The sequence below is a fragment of the Caballeronia sp. ATUFL_F1_KS39 genome, assembly GCF_023630985.1.
GTDB lineage: Bacteria > Pseudomonadota > Gammaproteobacteria > Burkholderiales > Burkholderiaceae > Caballeronia > Caballeronia zhejiangensis.
Map to the genome: position 1 here is coordinate 134,563 of NZ_JALQDZ010000064.1, position 22,264 is coordinate 156,826.

27 protein-coding genes and 1 pseudogene are annotated in these 22,264 nt (G+C 60.4%); 14 read left to right on the forward strand and 14 right to left on the reverse strand.

Annotated features, from left to right (window positions below; genetic code table 11):
* Window positions 1-8: 8 nt before the first annotated feature.
* Both NCR93_RS31145 and NCR93_RS31150 read left to right on the forward strand, forming a co-directional pair.
* Complete coding sequence (locus tag NCR93_RS31145; protein ID WP_250532445.1) at window positions 9-992, forward strand: phage tail assembly chaperone; 984 nt, start codon at window positions 9-11, stop codon at window positions 990-992.
* Complete coding sequence (locus NCR93_RS31150) at window positions 989-1,249, forward strand: hypothetical protein (protein ID WP_250532446.1); 261 nt, start codon at window positions 989-991, stop codon at window positions 1,247-1,249. The genes NCR93_RS31145 and NCR93_RS31150 overlap by 4 nt, the downstream gene beginning before the upstream one ends.
* Before the next feature lie 29 nt (window positions 1,250-1,278).
* Here the strand turns inward: NCR93_RS31150 and NCR93_RS31155 are convergent, their stop codons facing one another.
* Entirely contained in the window at window positions 1,279-1,533 is a 255-nt protein-coding gene (locus NCR93_RS31155) for a hypothetical protein (protein ID WP_250532447.1), read from the reverse strand.
* 180 nt (window positions 1,534-1,713) lie between these two features.
* On the opposite strand from NCR93_RS31155, the gene NCR93_RS31160 reads away from it, so the two are divergent.
* Window positions 1,714-1,929: a hypothetical protein gene (locus tag NCR93_RS31160; protein WP_250532448.1), complete on the forward strand. Its 216-nt coding sequence runs from the start codon at window positions 1,714-1,716 to the stop codon at window positions 1,927-1,929.
* A gap of 1 nt (window position 1,930) precedes the next feature.
* Here the strand turns inward: NCR93_RS31160 and NCR93_RS31165 are convergent, their stop codons facing one another.
* The 9 genes from NCR93_RS31165 to NCR93_RS31205 form a co-directional block, all read right to left on the reverse strand.
* Window positions 1,931-3,226, reverse strand: coding sequence for a HEPN domain-containing protein (locus NCR93_RS31165; protein ID WP_250532449.1), 1,296 nt, complete (start codon window positions 3,224-3,226; stop codon window positions 1,931-1,933).
* A 208-nt stretch (window positions 3,227-3,434) separates the two neighbouring features.
* On the reverse strand, window positions 3,435-3,725 hold the full coding sequence (locus NCR93_RS31170) for a hypothetical protein (protein WP_250532450.1): 291 nt from the start codon (window positions 3,723-3,725) through the stop codon (window positions 3,435-3,437).
* A 102-nt stretch (window positions 3,726-3,827) separates the two neighbouring features.
* Window positions 3,828-4,244, reverse strand: coding sequence for an antirestriction protein (locus NCR93_RS31175; protein ID WP_250532451.1), 417 nt, complete (start codon window positions 4,242-4,244; stop codon window positions 3,828-3,830).
* A 47-nt stretch (window positions 4,245-4,291) separates the two neighbouring features.
* Window positions 4,292-4,906, reverse strand: coding sequence for a hypothetical protein (locus NCR93_RS31180; RefSeq protein ID WP_250532452.1), 615 nt, complete (start codon window positions 4,904-4,906; stop codon window positions 4,292-4,294).
* A 120-nt stretch (window positions 4,907-5,026) separates the two neighbouring features.
* Window positions 5,027-5,347, reverse strand: a complete 321-nt coding sequence (locus NCR93_RS31185) for a DUF4236 domain-containing protein (protein ID WP_284507450.1) — start codon at window positions 5,345-5,347, stop codon at window positions 5,027-5,029.
* Between the two features lie 16 nt (window positions 5,348-5,363).
* Window positions 5,364-5,558, reverse strand: coding sequence for a hypothetical protein (locus NCR93_RS31190; RefSeq protein WP_250532454.1), 195 nt, complete (start codon window positions 5,556-5,558; stop codon window positions 5,364-5,366).
* A 171-nt stretch (window positions 5,559-5,729) separates the two neighbouring features.
* Window positions 5,730-5,924, reverse strand: a complete 195-nt coding sequence (locus NCR93_RS31195; RefSeq protein WP_250532455.1) for a hypothetical protein — start codon at window positions 5,922-5,924, stop codon at window positions 5,730-5,732.
* Window positions 5,925-6,185: 261 nt separating this feature from the next.
* Window positions 6,186-6,950: a bestrophin-like domain gene (locus NCR93_RS31200; protein WP_250532456.1), complete on the reverse strand. Its 765-nt coding sequence runs from the start codon at window positions 6,948-6,950 to the stop codon at window positions 6,186-6,188.
* A gap of 83 nt (window positions 6,951-7,033) precedes the next feature.
* Entirely contained in the window at window positions 7,034-7,846 is an 813-nt protein-coding gene (locus NCR93_RS31205) for a transporter family protein (RefSeq protein WP_250532457.1), read from the reverse strand.
* Between the two features lie 132 nt (window positions 7,847-7,978).
* On the opposite strand from NCR93_RS31205, the gene NCR93_RS31210 reads away from it, so the two are divergent.
* The 9 genes from NCR93_RS31210 (at window position 7,979) to NCR93_RS31250 (ending at window position 19,018) form a co-directional block, all read left to right on the forward strand.
* The gene (locus tag NCR93_RS31210; RefSeq protein ID WP_250532458.1) at window positions 7,979-10,006 is read left to right on the forward strand and encodes an alkyl/aryl-sulfatase; all 2,028 of its coding nucleotides are present in this window, start codon (window positions 7,979-7,981) and stop codon (window positions 10,004-10,006) included.
* A gap of 808 nt (window positions 10,007-10,814) precedes the next feature.
* A complete protein-coding gene (locus tag NCR93_RS31215) occupies window positions 10,815-11,921 on the forward strand; it encodes an MFS transporter (RefSeq protein WP_350029169.1) in 1,107 nt (368 codons plus the stop codon).
* Window positions 11,922-12,106: 185 nt separating this feature from the next.
* Window positions 12,107-13,069, forward strand: coding sequence for a PDR/VanB family oxidoreductase (locus NCR93_RS31220; RefSeq protein WP_175982128.1), 963 nt, complete (start codon window positions 12,107-12,109; stop codon window positions 13,067-13,069).
* Window positions 13,070-13,110: 41 nt separating this feature from the next.
* Window positions 13,111-14,436, forward strand: coding sequence for a Rieske 2Fe-2S domain-containing protein (locus tag NCR93_RS31225; protein WP_175982127.1), 1,326 nt, complete (start codon window positions 13,111-13,113; stop codon window positions 14,434-14,436).
* Window positions 14,436-15,629, forward strand: a complete 1,194-nt coding sequence (locus NCR93_RS31230) for a Gfo/Idh/MocA family protein (RefSeq protein ID WP_008345579.1) — start codon at window positions 14,436-14,438, stop codon at window positions 15,627-15,629. Before NCR93_RS31225 ends, NCR93_RS31230 begins: the two co-directional genes overlap by 1 nt.
* A 2-nt stretch (window positions 15,630-15,631) precedes the next feature.
* Complete coding sequence (locus NCR93_RS31235) at window positions 15,632-16,624, forward strand: ABC transporter substrate-binding protein (protein WP_175982126.1); 993 nt, start codon at window positions 15,632-15,634, stop codon at window positions 16,622-16,624.
* A 265-nt stretch (window positions 16,625-16,889) separates the two neighbouring features.
* Window positions 16,890-17,822, forward strand: coding sequence for an MBL fold metallo-hydrolase (locus tag NCR93_RS31240; protein ID WP_250532460.1), 933 nt, complete (start codon window positions 16,890-16,892; stop codon window positions 17,820-17,822).
* A 107-nt stretch (window positions 17,823-17,929) separates the two neighbouring features.
* On the forward strand, window positions 17,930-18,499 hold the full coding sequence (locus NCR93_RS31245) for a YbhB/YbcL family Raf kinase inhibitor-like protein (RefSeq protein WP_008345576.1): 570 nt from the start codon (window positions 17,930-17,932) through the stop codon (window positions 18,497-18,499).
* An 81-nt stretch (window positions 18,500-18,580) separates the two neighbouring features.
* Complete coding sequence (locus NCR93_RS31250) at window positions 18,581-19,018, forward strand: pyridoxamine 5'-phosphate oxidase family protein (RefSeq protein WP_175982125.1); 438 nt, start codon at window positions 18,581-18,583, stop codon at window positions 19,016-19,018.
* On the opposite strand, the pseudogene NCR93_RS31255 reads toward NCR93_RS31250, so the two are convergent.
* Both NCR93_RS31255 and NCR93_RS31260 read right to left on the reverse strand, forming a co-directional pair.
* Window positions 19,005-19,121: pseudogene (locus tag NCR93_RS31255) on the reverse strand (zinc-binding dehydrogenase); the annotation flags it as partial. The gene NCR93_RS31250 and the pseudogene NCR93_RS31255 sit on opposite strands and share 14 nt — an antisense overlap.
* A 28-nt stretch (window positions 19,122-19,149) precedes the next feature.
* Window positions 19,150-19,638, reverse strand: coding sequence for a hypothetical protein (locus NCR93_RS31260; protein ID WP_175982124.1), 489 nt, complete (start codon window positions 19,636-19,638; stop codon window positions 19,150-19,152).
* On the opposite strand from NCR93_RS31260, the gene NCR93_RS31265 reads away from it, so the two are divergent.
* Both NCR93_RS31265 and NCR93_RS31270 read left to right on the forward strand, forming a co-directional pair.
* Window positions 19,637-20,941: an NAD(P)H-binding protein gene (locus NCR93_RS31265; protein ID WP_175982123.1), complete on the forward strand. Its 1,305-nt coding sequence runs from the start codon at window positions 19,637-19,639 to the stop codon at window positions 20,939-20,941. The two genes, NCR93_RS31260 and NCR93_RS31265, sit on opposite strands and share 2 nt — an antisense overlap.
* A complete protein-coding gene (locus NCR93_RS31270) occupies window positions 20,938-21,402 on the forward strand; it encodes a DUF2269 family protein (protein WP_175982122.1) in 465 nt (154 codons plus the stop codon). The genes NCR93_RS31265 and NCR93_RS31270 overlap by 4 nt, the downstream gene beginning before the upstream one ends.
* Window positions 21,403-21,411: 9 nt before the next feature.
* Here the strand turns inward: NCR93_RS31270 and NCR93_RS31275 are convergent, their stop codons facing one another.
* Window positions 21,412-21,657 carry a DUF3460 family protein gene (locus NCR93_RS31275; RefSeq protein ID WP_250437908.1) on the reverse strand — a complete coding sequence of 82 codons (246 nt, stop codon included), beginning with the start codon at window positions 21,655-21,657 and terminating at the stop codon, window positions 21,412-21,414.
* Window positions 21,658-21,684: 27 nt separating this feature from the next.
* Window positions 21,685-22,239 carry a DUF3005 domain-containing protein gene (locus NCR93_RS31280; RefSeq protein WP_008345556.1) on the reverse strand — a complete coding sequence of 185 codons (555 nt, stop codon included), beginning with the start codon at window positions 22,237-22,239 and terminating at the stop codon, window positions 21,685-21,687.
* Between the last annotated feature and the right edge of the window lie 25 nt (window positions 22,240-22,264).

Genomic DNA, 22,264 nt, shown 5'->3' on the forward strand with positions numbered 1-22,264 from the left:
GAACGAGCATGAGCTACATCACGAACGATGAACTGATCTACCTCACGCAGCTGGCCGTTCCCGATGCCGTGCCCGGTCTGCACTACGCCGTAACGTGCCAGTATGACCGCGTGACCAACGAACCACTCTGCGACGCGACCTATACGAAGTGGACATATCCGGGCCGGCGCGCACCGTCGCGCGCGAAAATCAAGGCGATCCGGGCGGAGAACGATTACGAGACGTTTCGCAAAGGCGACGAACTACGGCTCGAACGCGCGAGACGCTTCGTCTACGCCGATGCGCTCGTCGGTCGCGCGCTCGATAGCGGCGACGATGCCGCGCTCGCGAAAGCCAGCGAATACCGTCAGGCGCTGCGCGATGTACCGCAGCAAGCAGGCTTTCCCGATATCGTGCAATGGCCCGTCGCGCCCGATGCGAAAGAGCAGCCCGCCGCGCTCGATCACGATGACGGCGATCCTGAAAGCATGCTTAACGCGACGCCGATGCAACCGGACCCGATACCCGTCACCGCGTACGACGCGGAAGGCAAAACCTATCTGACGACCGATGCGTCGCTCGCCGCGCGACCCGAGCCGATGTATCAATACGGCAATCTTGAAACCGGACAGGTTACGACACCGCATGAACGGCGTAAGCCCATCGTGCCGGATCTCGGCCCGGATGGTAGGACGACTATCGAAACGGACGACGATGAACCGCTACCGCATTCGCCGGGCTATGAAGAATCGATCCCGCTCGATTACGGTATTTCCAAGAGCACGGTGCAAGAGGAAGAACCGTCGCCGTTCGTGCCGAGCCCGCAGCCGCCGATTGAAGCCCTGGGCCAGCCGGACGTGCAAGCGACGACCGCGCTCGCAGACGATCCGGTCGCGAAGTTGCAAGCGTTCCTCGCGGCCAATCCCGATGTTGTCTCGTACATCGAGGCAAACACGCCGGCGCCGGAACCACAACCCGAGCCCGATCCCGACGATGGCGGAACGACGACATGAGCCCGCACACGAAGCGCATGATTCGTGGTCTGTTCGGAGCGACCGCGATGCTGATTGTGATCGGGATCGGTCTCTACTTCATTGTCATGGTGCTGGGCGGCTGTACTGTGGTGTTCGTCCGCTCGGCGGGCGATGTCGCGCTCGAACAGGTCGGCGGGCATAACGGCTGGACCGTCACGCCAGCGACGCACGACACGCCGAGCGTGCGCGAACGGCTGTTCGGTCTGCCGGCGTCAGACGCGCACGCGCACTACTGATCTTCCGTTACGACGCGCAGCCCCTATGCTCACCCGCCGTTGTCGGCAGAAGGCGTTGACCGTCCGAAGGCGAAGCGAAGCAATTGCACGGCATCCCATCCATGGAATTGCATGCGCGGATCGTCCGCGAGCAGCGCATCAAGGCTGTTGTTGAAGGCAATGCAATGCGCCACGTTTTTCTGATCGAAGGCGGAGCCGAAGCGCGCAGCAACAGTAATTTCGGCCGCGCTGACAGCGGCGTCGTAGAGTTGGCGGGCTTGCAATCTAGTCGTGAAGTAGTCCATGCCCGGGAATAACGGCAGTGCGTCGTAAAACTTGAGCCGGACCGCCAGAAGCGACCAGAACGCGCCCGCGCACGCGGGCCGCTGCGTTCGTATTCGCGCGGTCGCGGTGGGACGCTTCTGGCGCGTTTCTGGTGCGCTTCCGATTTTCGTCCGGTGACGGGCTTTTCAAGGGGAGTCGCGATGAAGGTGAAGATTGAAAATCAGGGAGACGACGTGATCCGCGTTATTACGGATCACGACAACATCAACGATACGACGCTCGAAGCGGGCGCGACCGAGGCATTCGAGTCAGAAGACGAAGGCGTGATCGAGCTACGCGAAATAGGAGACAAACAATATTCCCTTCCGACGTCCGAAGCCGGCAGTTGGCGACCCTTCACAGTCGCAACCGTTTAGGTTACAAAGGTTCTTTGGTAGCCTTTAGAACGTTCTGCATCTCCGCCCACGTGCAACGCAAGAGCATGTCTGCGGAGACGTAACTAGCCTTTCTATGACCGGCCGAGAGCTTGCTCGCTCGACCATGAACAACATCGCTTCGGTGGCTGTACATCTCTCGAAAGGCGTGCCTCATTTTCCCTCGCTCGGACTCAGTCTTCCCGAGCAAATAAGCGTACCTGTCCGCGAGACGCTCGGTCACGTCTCTCCGGCCGCCGTCTACTCCGAGCAAAGCTTCTAAGCCGATACATCGCTGCAAGAACGAAATGCTTTCGTTCGAGGTAGACTCGGAGTCGATGTACCATTCCATCGCAGCACGGATTGCCATCGCGTCGGGAGACTTCAAAGATACGAACTTTGAGGCGGTATTCAGGAGGGTGGCCACTGCTTCGCTTACGTCCTTGCCGTCCGTAGCTGGTCGCATGCCGGAGTTCAGAAGACCTTTTCCGGGTTGGTAATCGAAGACCTGGAGCGGCTCCTTAAATTGGATACGCTGTAAGAAGTGGTTAAGGTCGTATGGAAGGGATATTCCGTTGACTGTCGGATCACCTTCTCTATATTGAACGACGAGACCGGGAAGGCGTTCAGCATTGCTTCTCATGTCCCACCTCTGCGAACTATAAGCAAGACTGAAAGCACCCGTTGCCAAACCGACGAAGACGATCTGCTTCGTTTCGGATAGAGCTTCGCGTACCACTTGACTGTCGGAGCCGTCACTTGCGAATCCAGTCGTCCGAATCTTGATAAAGCGCGACGGCGGACTCACGGCCGTCGACTTGACAGCGCCGAGAAGTTGGAACAGACCGTTGGACGGCTTGGCCGTTTCAAGGTAACGAGCCAACTCCTTGTTATGCGCGCTGTCAACAAGTGCGACCCGATCAGTAAGTTTGATCTCGGCCTGTTGCAATTGAATCAAGCCATTCACAGGAACGAAGACGTCTACCGTGGAGGGGATCTGCTGAAGTTCCGCGCTGATAACCGTGATCAACTGTTCGGCCGCTTTCCCGTCGTCAAGCTCTGCAAGCTTTCCCGAGAAACCACGTGGATAGCGACTTGCTTCGCGATATGCGGCCCTCCAGATAATCGTAGAGAGGTCGGCAATATCGATGTAATCCTTCCACGGCGGTGCTTTCAGGATCTGGTTCGAAAGCTTCTCGTACAATCCCGCATCCGGCGGATCGAAGGACAAGTCCGAGTCGATAAACAAGCTGCGCACGAATTCAGAGAGCGCTCCAAGCTGGCCACCATGTAGTTTCATCTTGATTCGGCGCGAACTCGCGACGCGGTAGGTCGAAAGTCGACATCATGCCAGTTTTCTGACCATTGCTGGCTTTCTACCCACTTGGTTTTGTTTTCCGATAGGCCTGCCGTAGGCGGTAAGGAGAATAGCGGTTCTCTAATGAAAAAAGCCCGCTCGAACTTCCGAGCGGGCGAACGACAGTTAACCCCGTGACTTGTGGTTTTAGTTATTTCTTCTGTTCGCGCTGTAGTACCCCGGGCGCGGATATGACCTTCAATCGGCCTTCGCCTTCGAGAAATCGCTGATAGGCGAGTATCGCGACAACCCATGCTTCCTCCGCGACTTGCGGACCGCTTTCGATCACATGGCCGGCGTCATTGACGATCGCTAACTGTGCAGGCCGGCCGTCTGCGAGGCTAATTTCGTATCCGCGCTGTGCCGAACCGGCGATCGTTGCGGAAACAAGCCGACCGGGCTCCTCAACATCGATCGCTAGCACGTCTGTAACGCGACTCATAGGATTCTCCCGAACGTTAAGCTGCAAGCATCGTGACGACGAGTCCGATCACGCCCACGCAGCTCAGCGTGAGACCGCCGACTATTAAAAGGGTTTTCATCATCAATCGATCGCGGACAGAATCGCTTCCCGTTCTGCGTGCTCGACCGCGAACGCGCGCAGCTGGTGATAGTGATCGCTGTACTTCTCGCGCAGCGTGTCGTCGTCGATGAACACGAGCGCGCCGTACACGAACAGCGTCACGATGATCCCGAACGCGTCGGCGCTTACGATGCCCTCATAGCCGTTGCCATCGATACGCACGGCGAACTGTTCCGGCCGCGTCGGCGCGAGATAGAACCCGCCGTTGGAAAGCGTGTAGAACTCCCAATATCCGCCGCTGTATTGCCGCGACAGCATCGACGCTTGATGAAACGTCAACCCTTCCGCGCGCATCATCATGCGCGCAGTGAACGCTTCGGGCATGAAGGTAAATCGTCGCGACTCGGGAACCAGTGTTGCAGTAATCGGCTTACTCATATCTCTGTGCTCGGTTAAAGCGCGCGTCACCGCGCGCGGTTCTGTTCTCAACGCTTTGCCGTCGCTTTCTTTGCGGGCGCTTTCTTCGCGGCCGGGTTCGTCGGCGCTGCTTTCTTCGCCGCCGGCGCTTTCTTCGCCGCGGGCGCTGCCGCTTTGGTCGTCGTCGCCTTTTTCACGGTCGGCTTGTTCACCGCGGCTTTGTTCGCGGCTGCGATCGCGTTCGGAATCGTCGCGCCGATCGCGCCGGCGTCTTTTACGTCGATCGTTCTCACTTCGAGCGATTCGACGTTCTTCGGCGTCGCGACAAAGCCGTTGACTTGACCGGTGAACTGCTGCGCTTTCCGCGACGCCATGACCGCTTCGCGGTTATAGAGGCTGCGCACGCCGACACGCTCGGGCAGGATCGGGAACGCCGTCGGCGCGATTTTTTTCGACGCCATCGAGCGCAGCGACGGCACACCGTAACCCGTCACCGCCGACACTTCATCGACGGTCATGTACTGCGCGGCTTCTTCGGCGGTCAACTCGACACGCGCTTTCGGTCGTAAAGCTTTGGCGGCGTCGCGCTCTGCGTAGTACGCGCGGATTTCCTCGGCGACTAGCTTGCGGATGGCGTTGAGCGACGATTCATCGATCATGGTGATTTCAACGTTTTTCGACATGGTAGGGATCCTAATCGTTAGTGGTTCGGTTCGGGCGGTCATGGCCGCCGACAACTTCATATTGCTGTGATGCTCAACTCCGGTACATCGAAACCTGCAGTGCAATCGCTCTAAAGCTCTTCAGCGAATCCGGCGACGTTGCCCGCCAGAGGTCAGCAGTGCGCCGACGACCATGACCGGAAACATCAACACCGCGAGCAGAATGCCGAGCAGAATGATCCAGCCGGCGTGCGGCGCTTCGTGTTCGGTCGCTGCCGAGCGCGCCTTGCTGCTGCTCGTCGTATAGCGCCAGCCGGTGCCGGGAACGCTGTAGGTCGTCCGTCCGCTCTTCGTGTTGTAGGTCACGCCCTTGCCGCCGAGCGAAAAGCTCGAACCGTTCTTACTCATATTCGAACGAACACCGGGAAGAACTTTGACCGACTTTCTCCAGCTCCCGCCCATCTCACACCTCCGCCAATTAGTTCGTGACAGGTTTTTGCTCAACAAAAAAGCGGCCGTAGTATGCGGATGACGACATGCCAACCTTGTACGGCTTGCCGCCGTTCGCTTTAACATGCGCGTCGATCAGGAAGTACGGGTTTGCGTCGTCCTCGACGATCTGATCGAACTTCGGATATATGCCGCGGACATCAGTGATCGTTACTCTTTTCATGCTGCACTCCTATCTGTTTGTTTCGCGGCGTTCACCGCCGGCAACTTCATATTGTCGAGATGGGCCGCAAAAGCACACGACTTCCGCAGTGCAAACACTCTAAAAACCCGCGACAATAAAAACCCCGCTCGGCGGCGGGGTGAAAAGTTCAGGACGAAAACGACGAGCGTGCTAGTCGTCGGGTTCGTCGCGTTCGAGAAAGACGATGCAGCGCGACGCGATCGCAAGCGACGTTTCGGGATCGACTTCGTCGCCATCGTCTGTTGACCCTACCCATAGCGCGCGGCCGGCGAAGAACGGCGCGGGATAGCGCGAGCAGACGAACGCGTCGCGCTCGATGTGCTGATTCTCGTCGACATAGAGCATGTCGCCGTTCGTCTGCTCTAGTCCATGACTATCGACGTGCGAACAGCCGAGCAGCGCGTCTGTCTCGTGCCACAGAAACTGAAAACTGTGCGGAGTAAATGAAGAACTGCTGACACAGTTAGTCGTTTGGCACGTGGGACGTGCAATCCGAGCGTCCGAGGTCCGTGGCCGTCTCAGTTCGACTCTTTTCGGTCGGGCAACTCCAAGCGCTTCGAAGAACCGTTGCACATCATCGAGGGAACGGCTTACTGCACCGGGCGCTCACTTCTCTAGTGAATGAAGAAGCCTTGTAAGGTTTTGCGGTTGAACGCGAATAATCCCGCCGCGCGGACTATCAATATCAGCGATGAGAGCAAGAGACAACGAAACCGTAAACGGCAAGATCGTCACTAGCAGTGCGACGCGCCGTTTGCCCTTTGCTCCATACCCCTGCACGGCACACCCGAAGACAGCAATCAAGATCATCAGTATCCACGCCCCATGCGGAATATGGTTAATCCTCGCTGCCTCGGAATAGTCTTGCGAGTTCAACACGTCATTCATTCCCGCCACGACAAGTGCCCCTATCGGCGTAGGCTGCGCCTTCCCGACCTGCGTTGCCTGTTGCCATAATTCGGATTGAAGTGCAGCGATTTCCGAGCCAAGACGTCTTCGCGCGTCCGTATCGCGTGTTTGGAATTCGGTCAACCTCAAGCGCGTGTAACGGATCAGCGCTGCTCGCATCGGGTCACGAAAGTGAGGGTCTGCTAGATCAACTCTTGTGAACTCGGTACCGATCGCATTAGCTTCTGCTTCCTCAAGGCTCTTTCGGAGGTCGTAGCGGCTTACCGCCATTGAGACACTGAAGCCGATCAGCAAGGCCAACAATGTGAAGGTCGCCCCTTGAACCGCGTTGAGGTCGTCGCGCTCTTCGTCACCCAGCGGTGCAACGCGCCGCAGAACGAAGACCCCAATCGCTGCTGCGACAATCAACAGTACATGAACCAACAGAAATACAATCGCTGGATGGTCAACGAATGCTGCCATTCAACACCTCCTATGAACGTCGCATGGCATGGTCCTCGTCGCCGGTAGAGGACCGAATCCGGATGCGTTGCATCCAGTGGTTCCTATTTCGGAAAAAGCAATGTGATCACCAGGCGACCTCCCCAGCCGTGTGGGCCGGAATCTTGGCTCGCCACCCAATAGCGCACACCTCCGCCGATGCTCACCGGTTGTTTCCGAAATTTGAGGAGCTTACTGACCGTCGCGTTGACCGGCGTGGACCACGCATGACGATTCCAGTCATACGTCGACTCGGTGTTGACGCCGAAGGTCCATGCGTCTTTGGTCGTGTAATTGAGAAAGGGCTGCAAAAAAGTCGAGCTGACTTGTGAACGATCGCCATTGCCAGCGAACGACCAAATATGATTAGCGAGTGCACCGTAAGTCCATCCGTTGGCCTGCCACAGCAAGACAGCCGTCGGCCCGGCTCCCCACTTTCCGGCGCCTAATAGGCGGTCGGTACCGGTGGGTAACAAAAGTGCAGGCCCGACGCCCCAGATCAAGCCGCTTTCAGTAGGCTTCGCTGGCGACAGGAAGAAGCTCTGAACAACGTCTCCCAAGCCAGATTGTGATCCCGAATTAAACGCGACGTTGCTTTGGGACTCGATGGGAACGATGGTGCGCGAGATGAGGTTCCACTGATCGTTAAGTTTGAATGGAACGACAGGCTGGAAGTTAAGGAGCAATCTCCTTCCGTCCCGGTTTTGTCCAACGTTCGCGTCGTAATTGAATTGGAACGGGACGCTGATCAACGCGGCAACTGGGTTACTGAGTTGCTTGGCAAGATCCGAATCACTCTGTGCCTGAACAGAATGCGATACCAGCATTAGCGCGGCAATCCCGCCTGCTGTCTTCGCAATGCAACGGCAGCCTCTCATATCTTCTCCCGAGTTATTCGCCAAATTCTGTCGCGGCACGAGTGTGATATTACGTTAGACTTGCAGCGCAGTCTCCCTTTCGAAAATCAAGTTGTCTCACGCATCTATCTTCATCCTTTTGGAGCGTAAGAAATGCATAGAGCTACTTTCCGGCTGTTTAGCGTTGGTTTCTTCTTGATCGGCCTGCCCGTGATCTCGCAGGGCCAGGATTCGCCCTCGTACAAATTTACCGCTGAGGCCAAAGGCGCGACCAGTTTTACCAGTGAAGCGAATAAAGCTGTCTACCAACAACTCGATTTCAATGACAAGGTCGCGTTTCAGGACTCGCGGCGCGGATTGATTGCCCCGCTATCCAACAATGGGAATATCGAAGGAGGCGTGTTCGATGCGGCCGGCATGAATTTCATGCAGAACAAGCAAGCGCCGGATTCCGTGAATCCCAGTCTTTGGAGAATGGCCCAATTAGTTAATTATGGCGGCCTATTCAAAGTCACGGACCACATCTATCAGGTGCGTGGCCAGGATCTTTCGAATCTCACCATCATCGAAACGAAAACGGGAGTTGTATATTTCGACGTGGAGTATTCGCCGAAGTCCCTCGCGAAGTCGGTCGCACTCTATGAGCAGTATCGCGGCAAAAAGCCTCTCAGAGGCGTCATCATTTCCCATAGCCACGCTGACCACTTCGGTGGTATCGACGGCGTGTATGAAGCAGGGCTGGCCAAGCCGGAGGATTTCAAGACCGGCAAGATTCCGCTCGTCGCGCCGGAGGGGTTCTTGGAGGAAGCCATCGCCGAGAACGTGACTGCGGGAAACATCATGGCCCGCCGCGCCGGATACCAATATGGAAACGTGCTCAAGCCAGGGGAGCGGGGAATTATTACCGGCTCTCTTGGCCCGGCCTTGGCCAATGACAAGTCGGGACTGCCGATTCCCAATAAAGTGATTACCAAGGACGGCCAGAAAGTCACCATCGACGGAGTCGACTTTGTTTTCTACTTAGCGCCGCACTCGGAGGCCCCGGCGGAGATGGTCATGTACATCCCGCAGTGGAAGGCGCTTTCAATGGCGGAAGACGTCAACCACCTGGAACATAACATCTATACACTGCGCGGTGCGCAGACCCGCGACGCCAGCGTTTGGGCCAAATACATTGGCGAAGCGGTGGCTCGATGGGGCGGCGAGGTCGAGGTGAATTTCGGCCCGCACACTTGGCCGGTCTGGGGCAACAAGAACGTAAGGGAGTACCTGAAGAATCAGCGCGACCTGTATCAGTCTCTCTACGACACCACCCTGCGCTACGCCAACTATGGTTACCGTCCGGACGACATTGCCGAAAACGCGCAGTTGCCTAAGTCCGTGTTCAACCAGTGGGACAATCGTCCCTACTATGGTCACACTCGAAACAACTTGAAGTCGACTTACATCCGCAATTTAGGGTGGTATAGCGGGAACGCTGCAGAGCTAGCCAAGTATCCAGATGCCGACCGCGGCCGGCGTTACGTCGAGGCGATGGGCGGTGTTCAGAAGGTGCTTGACGCTGCATTGGCGAGCTTTCAGAAAGGGGACTATCGCTTCACAGTCGACCTGCTCAATAACGTTGTCGCCTACGACGGCGGCAATCAACAGGTCAACTTCCTCATGGCTGATGCGCTGGAGCAATTGGGCTACCAAGAGGAAAATTCCCTCTATCGCAACTGGTATCTCGGTGCTGCTGTCGAATTGCGCCAAGGCGGCAACGTGAAAAACGACCTGAACACATCGTCGCCAGAAGTGATCGCCGCTCTCCCACCTGAGCACTTCGTCAATTACCTAGGCATGCTCGTTGATCAGATCAAGGCGGAAAAAGCTGGCAATGCGACGATCAACTTGAACCTCACCGGTGGCACCAAGTTTGGCCTCGACCTGCATAATGGCGTGCTGAATCGAACGTCCAACCTTCAGGCGAAAAATCCCGACGCCACTCTGGACATCTCGCAGGCGGACTTGCTGGCTTTCGCTTCTGGGAAATCCTCACTAGAGGAGTTGGTGAATGCCGGAAAAGCCAAGATCACAGGCGATAGGGCGGCTGTCGACAAGCTCAGTGGAATCTTCGCACTTGACCTCAGAAACGACATGAATCTCGTGTTGCCACTGCAATCGGAGAATCGAGTCAAATAATCGGCTGATTGGAGCTTGCGTGCGTTGGGCGAGACACCGAATCGACGTCTCGCCCAACTCGCACGTCCCGAGAGATTCTTCATTGCGAGAGCGTGGAACTCGCCTTCATGTACCGTGCACTCTGATGGCCCGAGACCTAGAACACCGCGACTGTCGCCACAAAACGACGGTGCGAGCGGTAAAGCCTGCATCGATGACCGTCCCGATTAAGCGTGAGTGCCCGTACTGTCGCAGACGTCTCAGGGCCGCTACGTTGGCCAAGCAGGCGTCTGACTGTCAACGCAATTTGCTTTTCGAGTGATGCTTCATGGCGATTGGGCGAGGTCGCCAACGGCGGCTTCGTGACAGTCCAGTTCGCAAAACCTCGAGTCAACTGACTGACCGCTTCGGAGACGGCCGTCTGACCGGAGCGCGTCGGCATGAGGCTTGGCTCGACGTCCCGCGCAGAACGAGCGCATCGTTTAAAGGCAACAACGCGCGGATTTGAAAGGCAACAGTGGTCTAAGACAGCTTTGCTGGACAAGCCTTTGAGCGGCAACGCCCGGCGAGGTACCTACTTGCATTTCAGTTCGCATAGCCAGTCCTCGCGTGAGAACGGCGCACGCGTCAGCGTGGCAAGCATCAGGCCGCGCGCATCGACCAGCGATATCGTGATCATGCCGATGCGGGCGGCAATCGAGCACTCAGGATGCGTACTTCGCCCACGCGTTATTTTCGGCGGTCGCTAAAAACTACGGGAAAATACTAACGTGAGAACACGATAAAATCGCGTCTCGCGTTCGTCAGTTTACGATCGGCTCGTTAGCGTGTGCCGAGCACGCTGTGGCTCAAGAAGATCGGCGCACGCCTCACGATTTCCCGCATCATGATCCTGTGGGGCGGCATCTCGACCGCGATGGCCTTCATGACCACGCCGGCGCAGTTTTATATCGCGCGCATCCTGCTCGGCGCGGCGGAGGCCGGGTTCTGGCCCGGCATCATTCTCTATCTGACGTACTGGTACCCGGGCGCGCGGCGCGCGCGGATCACATCGCGCTTCCTGCTGGCGATTGCCGCGGCGGGCATCATCGGCGGGCCGCTCTCGGGCTGGATCCTGCATAACTTCGTCGACGTGCTCGGCTACAAGAACTGGCAGTGGCTCTTCTTTCTCGAAGGCCTGCCTGCGCTGCTGATGGGCATCGTCGCGTTCTTCTATCTCGTCGATCGCCCGCAAGACGCGCGCTGGCTCGACGAGGAACAGAAGAAGATCATCCTCGATGCGCTCGCCGCCGACCGCGCCGAGAAAAAGCCCGCCAAACATACGCGTCATCAGTTGCTGGCCGCGCTCAAGGATCCGCGCGTGTATATCCTCGCGGCGGGCTGGGGCACGGTGCCTTTGTGCGGCACGATCCTCAACTACTGGACGCCGACCATCATCCGTCAGGCGGGCGTGTCGGACGTGCTGAACGTCGGTTTGCTGTCCGCGCTGCCGTACATCATCGGCGCGCTCGGCATGTTCGCGGTCGCGCGCAGTTCCGACGTGACGCTGGAACGCCGCTGGCATTTCTTCCTGTGTACGGCGGTGGGCGCGCTGGGCGGCTTCCTGCTGCCCGTGCTGGCCGGCAATACGACAGCGGCCATCGTCTGTCTGGGCATGATCTCCATTTCGTACTTCGGCGCGGCCGCGATCATCTGGTCGATTCCACCGGCCTATCTCTCCGATGACGCCGCCGCCGCGGGCATCGGCGCGATCAGTTGCCTGGGGCAAGTCGGCGCGTTCTGCGGACCCATCGCGCTCGGCTGGATCAAGACGATGACGGGCAGTCTGGCCATCGGGCTATCGGCGATCGCGGCCATCGTCATGCTGGGCGGACTCGCCGTGCTGATCGGCGTGCCGGCCAACACGCTGCGCGAGCACGCGGAAAAGCATTCGTAAGCATCGATTCTCGCAGCAGCGGCGGCGCCTTCGTCATGAAGGCGCCGTTTTTTCTTGTAACGAGGTGACGCGCTTCAGGGAAAACCCGCTTGCCGATAAATGATTAGATATCTAATATAAACGTCATGGTGATCGACGCTGGGAAGGCTCGATCGAATGAGGCGACAAGCAGGGGAGCCGGTGCAATGAACGACGAACTGTCATTCAGGACGCTCGTGGTGACGAAGAAGGATCAGGTGGCGGAAGGCATCTTCCGTTTCGAGTTGCGTGACGGCGCAGGCGGCAAGCTGCCTGCGTTCACGGCCGGCGCGCATCTGACGGTGCGCGTGCCGAACGGCGCGAATCGCAGCTATTCGCTCTGCAACGATCCGGCCGAGACGGACCGCTATGTGATCGCCGTGAAGCGCGACGCGGCGGGTCGCGGCGGCTCGGTCAGCATGGCGGACGACCTCGCGCAAGGCGATCGCATCGACGTCTCGGAGCCGCGCAACGAATTCGTGCTCAACGAGCGCGCGCGCAGTTTCGTATTCGTTGCGGGCGGCATCGGCATCACGCCGATTCTCTCGATGATGCGTTATCTGAAGGCCATCGACGGCCCGCGTTTCAAGCTCATCTACGTCTCGCGCAGCCCTGAGACCACCGCTTTCATCGACGAACTGTCGGGCCCGGAATGGAAGCCGCATGTGGTCATTCATCACGACCACGGCGACCTCGCGCAAGCGTTCGATTTCTGGCCCGTGTTCGAGAAGCCCGCGAGCGGCGCTCATGTGTATTGCTGCGGCCCGCGCGCGTTGATGGACGGCGTGCGCGACATGACCGGGCACTGGCCGACCGGCAGCGTGCACTTCGAGAGCTTCGGCGTCGATCAGTCGCGCGCAGCCGACAACGCGCCTTTCAGCGTGAAGCTGGAACGCTCGGGCCGCTCTTTCGAGATTCCGAAGGACCGCTCGATTCTCGAAATCTTGCGGGACAACGGCATCCGCGCGCCGAGCTCGTGCGAAAGCGGCACTTGCGGATCTTGCCGCACGACGCTGTGCGCGGGCGAAGCGGATCATCGCGACATGGTGCTCGGCGAGGACGAGAAGCGCGATCAGATCATGATCTGCGTATCGCGTGCGAAGAGCGAAGAACTGGTGCTGGATCTCTGAAGAACATTCCCCACTGCATAGGTTGGTCAGGAGAAGCGTAAATGCTCACGCATGAAGAAAATGAATTGCTGTGCCGCGTCGAAGGCGATGCGCCGATGGGTCAGTTGATGCGCCGTCACTGGACGCCGGTGTGTCTCATCGAAGAAGTCAGCGAACCTGACGGGGCGCCGGTGAAGGCGCGTCTGTTCGGCGAGGATCTCGTCGTCTTCCGCGATACCGACGGCAATGTCGGCGTGATGGACGAGTACTGTCCGCATCGCCGGGTGTCGCTCGTCTATGGACGCAACGAAGATTGCGGTCTGCGCTGTCTCTATCACGGCTGGAAGATGGACGTGAAGGGCAATGTGATCGAGATGGTCTCGGAGCCTTCGTGCAGCGACATGACGAAGAAGGTCAAGCACAAGGCCTATGAAACGAAAGAGTGGGGCGGCTTCGTATGGGCTTACATGGGCCCGCAGGACGCCATTCCCGAGTTCGTGCCGCCGGCATGGGCGCCGACCGAAGACACGCGCGTGAGCATCGCCAAGGCGATCCTGCCGTGCAACTGGGCGCAGATTCTCGAAGGCGCGATCGATTCGGCGCACAGCTCCAGTCTGCACTCGTCGGACTTCGTGCCGGCGCGTGTGGGCGGCGCGGAAGCGACCTCGAAGAACTGGCTGCGTCCATCGACGGACAAGGCGCCGCGCCTCCAGGTGCATCGCACCGAATACGGCTTTCGCTATGCCGCGCTGCGCCGCCCGATACAGAACGCGGCTACGCATGACTACGTGCGCTCGACCGTGTTCGTCGCGCCGGCAACTGCGCTGATCCCGCCGAACAACCTCTACAACGTCGCGAACATCAACGTGCCCTGCGACGATCACAGCACGGCGTTCTACTTCATGGCGTGGGGCCATCCGGACAAGACGCCGGAAACCGAGACGTGGCGCAAGTTCCTGGGGCAGCAGGTCGGCATCGATCTCGACGAGTACTATCGGCCGCTGCGCAATCACGACAACCGTTTCTGGCAGGATCGCGAAGCCATGAAGGCCGGCAACTTCACCGGCATCAAGGGCTTCCCGAATCAGGACATCGCCATGTGGGTGACGATGGGCGCGATCGCGGATCGCACCGAAGAGCGCCTCGGCGCGAGCGATGTCGCCGTGGTCGAGTTCCGCCGCCGCATGCTCGATGCGCTCGAGGCGTTCAAGTCCGGCGAGGCGGCCATCGGGACCGGCGAGAAGGCCATTCCACGCAGCGTGTGCTCGTTCCAGGCGATGGTGCCGAAGGACACCGACTGGAAGCAATACGCGGCGCATCCGGTCTGGATGGAGTCCGTCGACAAGGAAGCGCCGGAACTCGAATCGAACTATCAGGTTCAGGTCTGATGACCACGATCAGACTCGGCATCGTCGGCCTCGGCCGCGCCTTTTCGCTGATGCTGCCGACCTTTCTCGGCGACGCGCGCGTGCGACTCGCCGGGGCGTGCGATCCGCGCGAGACGGCGCGCGCGCAGTTCGAAGCGGATTTCGACGCGCCCGCTTTCGACGACATCGAAGCGCTCGCGCGCCGCGCCGATATCGATGCGCTTTACATCGCGAGTCCGCATCAGTTTCATGCGGCGCATACGCGAATCGCGGCGGCGCACGGCAAGCATGTGCTCGTCGAGAAGCCGATGGCGCTGTCGCTCGCCGAGTGCGACGACATGATCGCCGCATGTCGCGAGGCGAACGTGCATCTCATCGTCGGTCACTGCCATAGCTTCGACACGCCGTATCTGCGAACGCGCGAGTTGATCGCATCGGGCGCGTTCGGCGACGTGAAGATGATCCAGGCGCTTAACTACACCGACTATCTCTACCGGCCGCGCCGTCCGGAGGAACTGAAAACGGAAGAGGGCGGCGGCGCGGTTTTCAGCCAGGCGGCGCATCAGGTGGATATCGTGCGAATGCTTGCCGGAAGCCGTGCTACGCGCATCCGGGCCGCCGTCGGCAACTGGGATACGGCGCGTCCGACCGAAGGCGCGTACACCGCGACGCTCTGGTTCGAGAACGGCGCATTCGCGACGCTTGCCTATAACGGTTACGGACATTTCGATTCCGACGAGTGGACCGGCTGGATCGGCGAAATGGGTCAGACGCGCAACGCCGACGAGTATGGCGCCGCGCGGCGCAAGCTCGCGAAAGTGGCGTCGCGCGAAGAAGAGGCGCGTCTCAAGGCTGCGGGCACGTACGGCGGCAACGCCTATGCGCCCGCCGCCAAGACAGCCCATACCCGCAGGCATCAGCACTTCGGGCCGCTGATCGTGTCGTGCGAGCGCGGCGATCTCCGGCCGATGCCCGATAGCATCGTCGTGTATGGAGACGAACGGCGCGAGCGCATCGAGCTCGATGCGCCCGAGGTGCCGCGCGCGGAAGTCATCGACGAACTCATGGCCGCCGTGCACGGCGAGACCGCTCCGCTGCACGATGGCGTCTGGGCGCGCGGCACGCTGGAGATCTGCCTCGCGATGCTGCGTTCGAGCGCCGAACAGCGCGACGTGCTTATCGGCGGCGAAACGTCAATCACAAAGGAAAGTTGAATATGGGCAAGCTCAATCTGTCGGTCGCGGTGGGGAACTACGATCGCATGCGGCCGCTGGTCGATGGCGAAGTGCAGATCGACGGCGTCGATCCGACCTTCATGCTGCAGGATCCGGAAGAGATCTTCTTTCGCGCGTTTCGCCACGCCGACTACGATATCTGCGAACTGTCGCTGTCGAGCTATAGCGTGAAGACGGCGGCGGGCACGAGCCCGTATATCGGCGTGCCGATTTTTCCGTCGCGCGCGTTCCGGCATACGTCGATCTATGTGCGCAACGATCGCGGCATCGAATCGCCTGCCGACTTGAAGGGCAAGCGCATCGGCGTGCCGGAATATCAGCTGACGGCGAACGTGTGGGCGCGGCTCTTTCTCGAGGAAGATCACGGTCTGAAGCCGTCGGACGTCACGTGGGTTCGCGGCGGCTATGAGGAAGCCGGCCGGCTCGAAAAGATCAGTCTCAAGCTGCCCGGCGACGTGAGGCTCGAAAACGCACCGGAGAACCAGACGATCTCGGGCATGCTCGCATCCGGCGAGATCGATGCGCTCATCGGCCCGCGCGCGCCGTCGTGCTTCGCGAACGGGCATCCGAACGTCAAATACCTTTTCGACGATCCGCAAAAGGCCGCCGCCGACTGGTACACGCGCACGAAACTGTTCCCGATCATGCATCTGCTGGGCGTGCGGCGCACGCTCGCCGAGCAGCATCCGTGGCTGCCCGGCGCGGTGGCGAAGGCGTTCGAGAAGAGCAAGGCGCTGGCGCTCGCCAGACTCAGTGATACGTCCGCGACCAAGGTGACGCTGCCGTTCGTCGAAGAACAGTTGCGCAATGCGCGGCGTCTCATGGGCCACGATTTCTGGTCGTATGGCTTCGAGCCGAACCGGCACCTGTTGTCGCGGTTCCTTGAGCGGCATCATCAGGAAGGCTTGTCCAGCCGGCTGCTGCAGCCCGAGGAACTCTTTCATCCCGCGACGCTGGAAAGCTTCAAGATCTGAGCGTGACATGGCCGCGGCGACGCGGCCTCACATCTTCGATAGCGCCTCACATGCCGGTTCCGGCATCTTCCGTTCAGTCTGGACTCACCGGATGACGGCCGTCGCGCGACCGTCCATTGTCGCCACTCAGGCAACACGGTGTACGCACTCGCGACCCTACTGGCCTTCGCTACCGCTTCCTACAATCCGTCACACGCTCGGTCGAACGCGAGCGAAAGGAAGCGCAACGCGCGCTCACGCCATCAAATTTCCAGGACTATCGAAGATGAGCCAGACAACCCGCAATGTGCAGCGCGTTATCGCCAAGCTCGGCAAAGAAGGATCGGGCGAGCTCGTGTCTTCCCGATACGCAGTTCGCATAGGCGATATCGATGTCGTGCTGATCAGCGACGGCGTGCTGCCGCTGCCGACCTCCACCATGTCCACGAACGTGAGCGAAGCCGATCGCAACGAATGGTTCGATGGCCGTTTCCTGCAACGGGACACGTTCGACTGGGCGTTGAATATCGCGCTCGTGCGCAGCGGCGAACGCCTGATCCTGATCGACTCGGGCGTAGGCGATGGGTTCGAATACTTCTCGCGCGCCGGTCAGTCGGTAATGCGCCTGGAATCGGCCGGTATCGACCTGGCTGCCATCACCGATATCGTGATTACGCATATGCACATGGACCACGTCGGCGGGCTGAATGTCGATGGCGTCAAGGCGAAGCTGCGTCCCGACGTGCGCATTCATGTGTCCGCCGCTGAAATCGCGTTCTGGAAGAATCCGGACTTCAGCAAGACGGTGATGCCCGAAGCGGTTCCTCCGGCGCTCCGCGAGGCTGCTGCGAAGTTCGCGAAACGCTACAGCGAGAACATCGTGCAGTTCGATCAGACAGTTGAAGTCGCACAGGGCGTGTCGGCGCGGGTGACGGGTGGCCACACGCCGGGGCACTGCGTCGTGGATGTCGCATCGAACGGGGAGAAGCTGACGTTCGTCGGCGACGCCATTTTCGAAGTCAACTTCGACAACCCCGATTGGCAGAATGGCTTCGAACATGATCCCGAAGCCTGTGTGGACGTGCGTATTGCGCTGCTCGACGACGCCGCTGACACCGGCACGCTGCTCGCTGCTGCGCACGTCGCGTTTCCGTCGATCGGTCATGTTGCAAAGAGCGGTGAGCGTTACCGCTTCGTGCCGGTGCAGTGGGACTATTGATCGATACTTCGCGGCGCATTGCGAGTTGGATTCGAGGACATCCGCGTCACTGGCAATGATAGTCAGTGAGCGGCCTTCTTCTACTGGTTCTATACAACGGACACGATATGGAACTCAACGGTCTCCTGCCAGCCGTGTGCTGCACGGCTTTGCTTGCAACAGTACCCGCCATTGCGGTTGCAGATTCCTTCACTGTCAAGGTCGATGGGCTGAATCGCGGTCGGTTCGAAAATGAACAGGTGTACGGTCAATTCGGCTGTCATGGCGAAAACGTCTCTCCGCGCATTTCGTGGTCGCATGTTCCGGCCGGCACGAAGAGCATCGTCATCACCATCTACGACCCGGATGCACCCACCGGCGGTTTGGGCTGGACGCACTGGCAAGTGGCAAACATTCCGCCGTCGCAAACATCGATTGAAAAAGGCGCGTCGGGCAATGCCCGAGTGCTGCCGATAGGTGCAATCGAGACGCTGACCGATTTCGGTGCTTCGGCGTATGGCGGACCGTGCCCGCCGCCGGGCAAAGCGCATCGATACATCGTGACGGCTTCGGCTTTGACCGTTTCGAGCCTCGATGTCAAAGCGGATTCAAGTCCCGCGCTTGTCGCCTATCAGATGCATGGGAAAGTCATCGGCCAGGCGCGCTACGTGGCGCGCTATCACCGTTCGGCGGACTGAGCAGACCTGCAAGGCGCGGCTCTCCGATGCGAACCGGCACGCGGGTTGCGGAAGATACGCGATCAACCCACGGAGAGCACCATGAGCCAACTGACTTTGCACGATCTCGCAACCAAGATGGCGGAGATCGACTTCGCGATGCTTTCGACGCGCTCGCTGAACGGCAAGATCGCCGCGCGGCCGATGAGCAATAACCGCGATGTCGAATACGACGGCGACAGCTACTTCTTCACACTCGAAGAAACGCATACGGTGCAGGAGATCAAGGCCGATGCGACCGTGGCGCTGACTTTCACGAGCAGCGCGAACCCGGACGGCGCGCCGCCGCTTTTCGTGGCCGTCGAGGGCCGCGCGGAGCTCATTCGCGAGAAACCGGCGATGAAGGATCACTGGAACGAAGACATCGAGAAGTGGTTCTCGGAAGGCTTCGAAACGCCGGGGATCGTACTCATCAAGGTTCGCGCCGAGCGCATTCACTACTGGATGGGCGAAGAGGATGGCGAGATCACGCCTGACTGATTGCCGTAGCCGCTGACAGAATGATCTTGCCGACATTCGTCGACGATTCCATCCGCCGATGCGCGTCGGTTGCACGCGCGAGCGGATACGTCGAGTCCACGACGCGGATTGCAGCGAGCGAGGCTGCGCATTCAGCGGCGCTTCGACAGAAAGGGCACAACCAGTCCCGCGCCGAACGCCAAATAGACAGCGGCGATGTGCGCCGCGGGCAGGTGATATTCGAAGCCGGGCGTGAAGCGCTTGGGGACGACGATATAATCGCCGGCCGCTGCGGCAAGCGTCGTCGCTGCGGCGAGTGCGACGCGTTGTCCGTGAGTCGGCGCGGCACCGCCGCGCAGTCTCGGCGATGTGCGCGCGGCCGCGACAGCCAGCGCATTGCAGGCGGCCCAGCCGATCGACATCGACTGGTGAATGGCGAGACCGGCAAGCAGATGGCGCCATTCCGGCCGCGCGGTCTGGTTTGCTTCTTGCGGCCATAACCAGTGGCTGACGGCGCTGATCGGCGCGCTTGCGCGTTTGCCGTGCAGACGCCCACAGATCGCAAGGGCCGCCGTCGATAACAGTCCGGCAACGGAGCCGGGAATCAGGATATCCGTCACAGGGTCGATGTCTTCAGTCATGGTCATTTTTCTGACAGGCGCCACGGGGCTCCTCGGCTCGCGCATCGCGGCGGCGCTGGTTGCGCAAGGACACGCGGTGAGGTGCGCCGCGCGCCATGCGCCTGGCGGCGAAGGCGCCGTGAGAGGCCGCCGTTTCGTGGCGCTCGATTTGAGCGATGAACTCGACCCAGCAAGCGTGATGCCGCTGCTCGAAGGCGTCGATGTGGTCATCAATGCCGCCGGCATCTTCGAGGACCGGACCGGAGACGACTTCTCGCGCATCCATACGCGTTCGCCGATCGCGCTGTTCCAGGCGGCCGTGATGGCAGGCGTGGGCCGAATCGTGCAGATATCGGCGCTTGGCGCGGATGCGGGCGCACAGACGCCTTATCACCGCTCCAAGAAAGCCGCCGACGACGCGTTGCGCGCGTTGCCCATCTCGTCGTTGATCGTGCAGCCTTCGCTCGTGTTCGCCGAAGACGGACGCAGCACGCAGTTCTTCGCCGCGTGGTCGACGTTGCCGGTCGTGCCGCTGCCGGGGTCGGGCGCGCAGGTCGTGCAGCCGGTTCATGTGGACGATGTGGTCGAACTCGTGACGCGCGGCGCGTTGACGCGCGCAAGCGCAGCCCCCGCGAGCGAGACGGTGGCGGCTGTCGGTCCGAGACCTGTGACGATGAAGGAATACTTGCGTCTGCTGAATCGGCTTTGCTCCGCCGGTGCGCCCTTGTTCATGCCGGTGCCGATGCCGCTCGTCAAGACGGCCGCCGCGTTATGCGCGCGCTTGCCCGGCGCGCTGATGAGCCCCGATGCACTCGCGATGCTGGAACGGGGCAACGCGGCATCGGCGGATGGCATGCAGCGATGGCTCGGCAGGCCGCCCCGATCGCTCGGCGACGAGCCGTCGAAACGCGCCACGCTTGGCCTGCGTGCGAAGCTCGCGTGGCTCGCGCCGCTGCTGGCGGGCGCCATCGGCGCGGTGTGGATATGGACCGCGATCGTGTCCGCCTGGCTTTATCCGCGAGCGGCGAGCCTCGACTTGCTGGCGCGAGTCGGCGCGCCCGAAGGCACGCGCCTCTTCCTGCTGTATTCGGCCGCGCTGCTGGACCTGCTATTGGGCGTGCTGTGCTTCGCGTGGCCCGCGCGGCTCGGACCGCGACGCCGTCTCTGGTGGGCGCAGATCGGGTTGATCGTCGTCTATTCGGTGCTGATTACCTGGCGCTTGCCGGAGTTCTGGCTTCATCCGTATGGCCCGCTGTCGAAGAATCTGCCGATGATCGCCGCACTCTTGCTGCTGATGAACATTGATGGAAAGGGCTCGACGTGACTTATCTGACGATCAAGTGGATCCATGTGATTTCGTCGACGATCCTGTTCGGCACCGGAATCGGCTCCGCGTTCTATCTGCTCGCCGCGAGCATCGGACGCGATGCACGGACCGTCGCGCGCGTGTCGCGGCTCGTGGTGCTGGCAGACTGGCTTTTCACGACGCCGACCGCCATCGTTCAACCGCTCACCGGCTATCTGATGATGCGGCTCACGGGCTTTCCCGTTTCGAGTCCCTGGCTCGCCTGGTCGATCGGCCTCTACGTTTTCGCGATCGCGTGCTGGCTGCCCGTCGTGTGGCTGCAGATGCGCCTCGCCGCCGAGGCGCAAGCCTGCGCCGTATCCGACGCCGGGCTGTCGAGGCGCTACTGGCGCCTCATGTCCGCATGGATCGCGCTCGGCGTGATGGCGTTCGTCGCGTTCGTCGGCATCTTCTGGCTGATGGTCACGAAGACGCTCTAGGCACGCGGTTCAATCCGTCCGGCTGTAATAAACATACGAAGGTTGTCTCAGCTCGCCTTCCTTCCCGGCGACATCGCCGGAGTTCGGAAACTGTGGAAGCTTGTCCCACAGCAGCGCGCGTCCGAGCATCTGTTCGCGATCCAGTTCGGGATGATCGTGCTTGAGCCGATTCAGAAACTGCTCGAAGTCCGACACATAGAGATCGGTTTTAACGGCGTGCTCGCGCCGATGAAAGAGACGCTGCAAGAAACTCATCGCTTGCTCCTCGGGGTGCGGCCCGGGCTATTCGCGCTCCAGCCTGAACACGTGCGATGCGCGTGAACCGTTGCGCTCCTCGGCGTACACCGTTTCCGTAACGACGACCCGATAGCCCGGCTTCGGCAAGATGGAAGGGAGATTGCCCGTCACGCGGCTATCGATGCCGCCCAGTCCTGCGGCCGGCGCCGGCACGTTGTTTTCGAGCGTCGCGTTCGATGTGATGACGTTGTCGTGCCAGCCCGACAGATCGCGGCGCGCCTCGATCGACTTCGCGTCCGCGTCCACGGTATCGTCCGTCGAGCCCATGCCTTGCGAATCCACGCCGACGATGCGGCTGTTCGCCCGCTGCACCGGATCGCCGGAATCCCGCGCGATCGAAGCATGGTCGATGTCGGGCAGCGGCGACGGGTCATTGCGCTGCCCGGGCTCGGCCGAGCCAGCATTGCGGTCGCGGCCGAACTCCGCTGCCTGCGTGGCGGCATCGGGCGATGCGGTGCCTGTCGCTGGTGTCTTGGCGGGGCTTTTTGCCGCCATCTCGTTCTGCTGGGCCTGGGTCGGGTTGCCTTCGGCGTTCTGCATGCTTGCTCCAAGTCGTCGTTTCTCG